Origin of the sequence: Halalkalibaculum sp. DA3122 (genome assembly GCF_043951865.1) — a bacterium.
In the GTDB taxonomy this organism is placed as follows: domain Bacteria; phylum Bacteroidota; class Rhodothermia; order Balneolales; family Balneolaceae; genus JAMQKA01.
This window is the reverse complement of sequence record NZ_JBINJF010000033.1, coordinates 37,163-43,162: the sequence shown is the minus strand read 5'-3', so window position 1 is coordinate 43,162 and position 6,000 is coordinate 37,163. Positions and strand designations below refer to the sequence as shown.

3 protein-coding genes and 1 pseudogene are annotated in these 6,000 nt (G+C 45.4%); all 4 read left to right on the top strand.

Annotated elements, in window-relative coordinates:
- Positions 1–252 (top strand): annotated as a pseudogene (locus tag ACG2F4_RS16715) (gfo/Idh/MocA family oxidoreductase); the annotation flags it as partial.
- Positions 253–959: 707 nt separating this feature from the next.
- Positions 960–3,239: a PQQ-binding-like beta-propeller repeat protein gene (locus ACG2F4_RS16710; protein ID WP_395262033.1), complete on the top strand. Its 2,280-nt coding sequence runs from the start codon at positions 960–962 to the stop codon at positions 3,237–3,239.
- A gap of 740 nt (positions 3,240–3,979) precedes the next feature.
- Positions 3,980–4,597, top strand: coding sequence for a TetR/AcrR family transcriptional regulator (locus tag ACG2F4_RS16705; RefSeq protein WP_395262032.1), 618 nt, complete (start codon positions 3,980–3,982; stop codon positions 4,595–4,597).
- Entirely contained in the window at positions 4,594–5,862 is a 1,269-nt protein-coding gene (locus ACG2F4_RS16700) for a TolC family protein (protein WP_395262031.1), read from the top strand. The genes ACG2F4_RS16705 and ACG2F4_RS16700 overlap by 4 nt, the downstream gene beginning before the upstream one ends.
- Positions 5,863–6,000 lie beyond the last annotated feature (138 nt).

Here is a 6,000-nt window from a genome sequence, read left to right as displayed (position 1 = left end):
GAGTTCACCCAGGAGGGGGTCTATGACGCCGACGAGCACGCGCACCTGTCGTTTATCCAGGGCGGGGGCCACGGCGGATCCCACCCGCACCTGGCGCATGAGTTTGTGGACTCGATTGCCAACGATCGCGAGCCCTACCCGAACGCGCGGCAGTCGGCCAACTGGACCTGCGTGGGCCTGCTGGCCCATGAGTCGGCGATGAACGGGGGCGAAATCAAACACCTGCCCGAGTTTACTTTTTCTGGTACATAGGAGCTCATGGTAACAATAGGCTTCGTTCGGAATACTTGGATAGAATAACACATAAAAGTTTAGAAAATGTTAAGCAGTCCTTATTTCAAGTAGTAAGTGCAACACGAAAAAAAGATCCCAGGGGCTCCTCCTGGGGTCTTCCGCCAAGCGTGTAATATTCGTTAGTCGTTATGCAGGCAAAACACCAACTCAGCCAAGGGAATCGCCCGTCAAAATTAAATCCCTGATCGATACAGGTGATAAACAAAGCAAGTTGCCCGGTCCTCCGTGCCTACTGCCTACCATCAGTCGCGAGCTTAACCACGATATAGCCAATAAGGACCCTCAGGGCAAAGGCTATTGCCGGGCCAACACCTAGCGGCGGTATCTGATTCTGCCCTCATTCATGAAAGCTCTAACCTTCGACAATGACAAAGCCTTTCCACGCCACCAGAAATTGCCGACCCCCTGCAGGCCGATACCTACGTTATCCGTTCCTGTACCTCTCAGGATAAAGGAACCGTAGAAAACATATCTGGGTACTTCGACTGTTCTTCCCGAAAGGTACAGACCTTCGAAACATTTCCCGCCAGCGCATCAACACCGTCAAGCAATACCTGAATTTTCGACCAGTTTGAAAATTTGATTACATTAATCCTATTCAACAAACCCGAAAACATCGCTGTGTTGCATTAATTACTTGAACATGGCAGTCTAATATAAAGTCGATGAAATCGATAAAACTTATATTTCCGTTGCTACTCATCTTTGTTCTGTTTTACGGCTGTCAATCAGACACTCCGGATTCTGCAATCGAAGAGCGTACCTGGCAAAGTAAATACAACAACTTTACTGACTGGGCTATTTATCGCGGTGACAAGAAAGGGAATCAATATTCAACTCTTGATCAAATTAATACAGAAAATGTTCATTTATTGGAGCCGGCATGGGAATACAACACGAGAGAATTAACCGGCCCTGGCATGCAATCAAATCCTATTGTCATAGACGGGATTATGTATATTTCCGATCCCAGGTTGAATTTAATTGCGCTCGATGCAACTACAGGAGAAGAGGAATGGATATTTAATCCAACCGACCACTATCCCAACGATGATATTGTAAATGGAGAGTTGCTACGAGGTGTGACCTACTGGGAGGATGAAGAGGGGAACAATGAACGAATATTTCATTATACAAGGGATTTGGTATGGGCAGTGGACCCTAAAACCGGTGATATCATTGAGTCTTTTGGTGATGATGGTTCTATCGATTTAAAAGAGAATCATGTATGGGATTCCAAATATCTTGAAGATCAAATCCATGTTACGACTCCAGGAGTAACATATAGAAACTATCTAATTATCGGAACAAGGCTAAATGAAGGCAATACTGTACCACCCGGGAATATTCGTGCCTTCGATACAATTACCGGAGAATATAAATGGACTTTTCACACAGTACCCCAGGAAGGTCAGTTTGGCTACGATACCTGGGAATGGGAGGATAATATAATTTACGGTGGAGCTAATCCCTGGGCAGGATTAACCGTTGATGAAGAGCGAGGATGGGTATTTGCAGCTACGGGCTCTGCAACTGGTGGTATACATGGTGGTGGAACATCACGAAAAGGGAAAAATTTATTTTCTGATACAATTTTAGCCTTGGACGCTACAACTGGTGAGCGGCAATGGCATTACCAGGCAATTCATCATGATATTTGGGACTACGACTTGCCTCCACCTCCCATGCTGACAACCATACATAGTGATGATGGAGAGTCCCGGGATGTGGTAGTACAGACGGGAAAACATCCAACCATGCTGGTGTTAGACAGAGATACGGGAGAGCCAATATTTCCCGTAGTGGATAAACCCGTGCCAACGGAAGCAGTTCCCGGTGAAGAACCGTATCCTACACAACCATGGCCGCTGAAACCGGAACCCCTGGTGCGTACTTCAACATATGAGTCTGATTTAACGGAAATAACTCCGGAATCTCATGAAGCTGCATTGGAAAAATTTAAAAAACTCAAAACGGGTCCTGTTTATACGCCCCCTAGTATTGAGGGAACAATTACAACGCCTGGCATACATGGAGGTAACGAGTGGGGAGGGCCTTCATATGATCCTGAAACAAATACGGCGTATGTAAATGTCAATAATATACCTTTCATATTAACACTCGTTCCTATGAAGCCAGACCAATATGGAGAAATGTCTGATGTTCGGCGTGGAGAAGTTCTGTATACTTCGCAATGTACTGCCTGTCATGGGGCCCAGAGACAAGGTAGCCCGGGAGTACCTGGTCTTGTGAATATGGAAATAGGTTCTGATTCGATACGAACAGTGATATCTGAGGGACGAGGTAATATGCCGGCTTTTCCAAGTATTTCTGATGAAGACATGGATCATCTTATAACCTATCTGGAAAGTGAAGTCGAAGAAACCAGCAGTGCCGATGCGGATACTACGCTATCATTTGAGGGAGATCATGGTTTTACCTGGAGTGGAGAAAGGGATGGGTTGAAATGGTCAACTTCGACTCCACAATATATCCCTGAATTGGACTATTTTACAGATCATATAGGATTACCAGGAACTAAACCGCCTTGGGGAGAACTCGTTGCAGTAGATATAGAAAGAGGAGAGATAAAATGGAAAGTACCGTTGGGACAATATCCTGTTTTAACCGATAGTTTGGGTATTGATAAAAAGACGGGTGCGGAAAACTTTGGTGGCCCGGTTACGACCGCTGGCGGACTTATTTTTATAGCAGCTACCGAAGATAATAGATTCCGCGCATTTGATAAGAGCAATGGGGAACTTTTGTGGGAATTCAAGATGGATTCGCCCGGCTTCTCAGCACCTTCTGTTTATGAGATAGATGGAAAACAATACGTTGCTATTGTCGCCGGTGGAGGAGGCGGAAGATTCCGTGCCCCGATTTCACAACCGATTGGGAGAACCCTTCATGTATTTGCCCTGCCGGATTCTGAATTAGAATAGGATGAATTTAATCGTGTAAATGGTTTTTGAAGAGCTCTTTCCTTTTCTGATGGGCAGTCAAAGTTGACATTGATTACCCAGTTTTTCGGTTTTATAAAGCCCTCTAAAATATCGCTTTCCTTCCTAGATTGTGACGTTAAGTTATTTTAAACCTGTTTTAATCTATCAGCTAACCATTTGCAGCTGTAGATAACTGGTAGTATCGCAGTAATGTTACCTGTCAGGATCTTTCTTGTCCAATGCTTGTTAACCGGAGAAACAGGTGTAAAATTGAGCTTCTCAGCGGATCCTAATTAAAGGGACCAAATTATACTCGACGATAAATTTCGGTAAATGTGGAGAGAGTAGAAAATCTCCTCCTTTCGGGAGGACTGCCAACGGGAACACTCCCGCCACAGGAGAAGAATATTGAATTTTTGAGGAAGCCTGGTTGCAGTATTACTGCAAACCAATACCGTACCTAACCCGGATTTTTCACCAAGATTTTTTTCACAGGGGAAAATATATACTTGACTTTCTTTTCCATAGAAGATGTAAACCAAATAATTCAACTAAATGGTTGAATTATTTATTTGGATCATTTAGTTTACTGGTGGAGTTGAGGTAAAGGAAACTAAACTGGAGGATTTCCAAACGGAAGAAATTCGAACCAGCCTGAATTCAGCTCCAAAAAAATTCGAATTGGTTCAACCAAATAGTTGAATCATATAGTTAGTATTTAAACTTAGAATTGATCACGAATGACTGCACAAGAAAAAGATACAGAGGAACTGATATTTGAGGCGGCATGTCGAGTTTTTCACCGCAAGGGATATGATGGTGCCCGAATGCAGGAGATTGCAGATGAGGCGGATATCAACAAGTCGATGTTGCATTACTATTACCGGAGCAAGGACAAGCTTTTTACAATGGTCTACCAGCGGGAGATGAGCCGCTTTTTCCCCATCATTTTTAATGTCCTGGATTCTGACATTCCCTTCGATGAAAAGGTGGATCGCCTGATTGCGGCCTACTACTCTTTCTTGAGTAAAAATCCCCGGATTTCCCAGTTCATCATCCATGAGATGAATCAAAACCCGGAGCGGCTGCGAAATTTTATCCGGGAACGAGGTATCCATCCTCCCAAGAAATTTTTGAAACAGATTCAGGAGGAAGTTGACCGCGGTAATATGGACCCGATTGAACCGAAACAGCTTATGGCCAGCATTGTTGGACTGATCCTCTTCCCTTTTCTGGCAGAGACGATGGTAAAAGGGATTTTTGAGCTGGATGAAGCGGGCTACCGTGAATTCCTGGAAAAACGAAAAGATTTTTTACTCGACTTCATTTTGAACGCAATCAACTATAAAAAACAATGAAGCTACTCACGCTAATCCTACTTTTTGCCTCGGCAGTTCAGGCGAATGCACCGGCTGACTCACTCAGCCTGCAGTATTGCTATACCCAGGCCAACCAGAACTACCCGACCGCTGAGAACATTGAGCTTCAGCAGAAGATCACCGAGCTCAACCTCAAAATTGCCGATACCGGTTATTATCCAAATGTAGAGCTTGGAGGCAAAGCCAGCTACCAATCGGAGGTTACCGATTTTTCGATTCCCGGCGGCGGGGGTCCCCCGGCCGTAAGTAAAGACCAGTATGAGGCCTCATTTAAAGTTACTCAGAACATTTTCAATGGCGGGGCCGTGGGTATAAGGAAAGAGCTGGAGCGGGCCAAAGGAGAGCAGCAGATCCACTCTTCAGAAATTGAACTCCACCAAGTGCGCAAGCAGGTAGATCAAGTGTATTTCGGTATCCTGTTGTCGCAACAGCAGCAAAAAGTAAACGCGCTGTTGATTGAAGATCTTGAAGAGCGAATCAAAACGGTTCGTTCACAGGTCGAAAATGGCGTTCTCCTGCCGAGCCAGCAACATATTCTGCAGGCAGAGCTTATAAAAGCGCACCAAGATTCAGCCACGATAGCCTCAAATGTTGATGCCGGTTACCAAGTGCTGAGTGAGCTGATCGGGGAGGAGATATCGCCGGACATGAACCTGAGCTTGCCATCCCCCCGGGTGAACTACCAATCGATGCAGCCTCGGCGCCCGGAATATGAACTCTTCCAAAGTACCGAAAAGACTCTCGAGAAACAGATGGATCTTGCATATACGAAAAAACTACCCAGTATTTCAGCCTTTGGTACGGGGGCATTTGGTCGGCCGGGGCTCAATTTCCTGAATGACGATTTCCACGAGTATTACATCGTTGGTCTACAGCTGCGCTGGAATCTCACCGATCTGTGGAATTCCGATACCGAAATGCAGGCACTGAAAGTGCAGCAACAGAAAGTGGATCAAAATAGAAAAGCATTTACCCGGCAGTTGCAGGCTTCGCTTGACCGCATCGAACAGCGTATCGCCTCGATCCGGGAAAACATAGAACGGGATCGCGAAATCATTACCCTGCGCGAGCAGATTGTAAAGGAAAGTGCGAGTCAGCTTGAAAACGGTGTGGTTACAGCTACAGAATATGTGACGGAGTTGACCCAGGCAAACCGGGCCCGGCTGTCACTCTTTATCAACCGGGTGCAGCTGGCCGAGGCTCAGATTGAGTACGCCACTACGCTCGGAGTACCTATTGAGTAACGATTGGTTGATCCAGATGACATCGGTGGGATATGCAACATATTCCCATCCTACATCTCGACAATCACCCAATAAAGCCAGCTTGATGAGATGGGAAATTCTCATCAAGCTCTACCAAAAATCAAAATATAAACCTAT

Excerpts from the sequence above, each read along its gene's own strand:
- ACG2F4_RS16710 (WP_395262033.1), top strand. The coding sequence starts at position 960 with ATGAAATCGATAAAACTTATATTTCCGTTGCTACTCATCTTTGTTCTG.
- ACG2F4_RS16705 (WP_395262032.1), top strand. The coding sequence starts at position 3,980 with ATGACTGCACAAGAAAAAGATACAGAGGAACTGATATTTGAGGCGGCA.
- ACG2F4_RS16700 (WP_395262031.1), top strand. The coding sequence starts at position 4,594 with ATGAAGCTACTCACGCTAATCCTACTTTTTGCCTCGGCAGTTCAGGCG.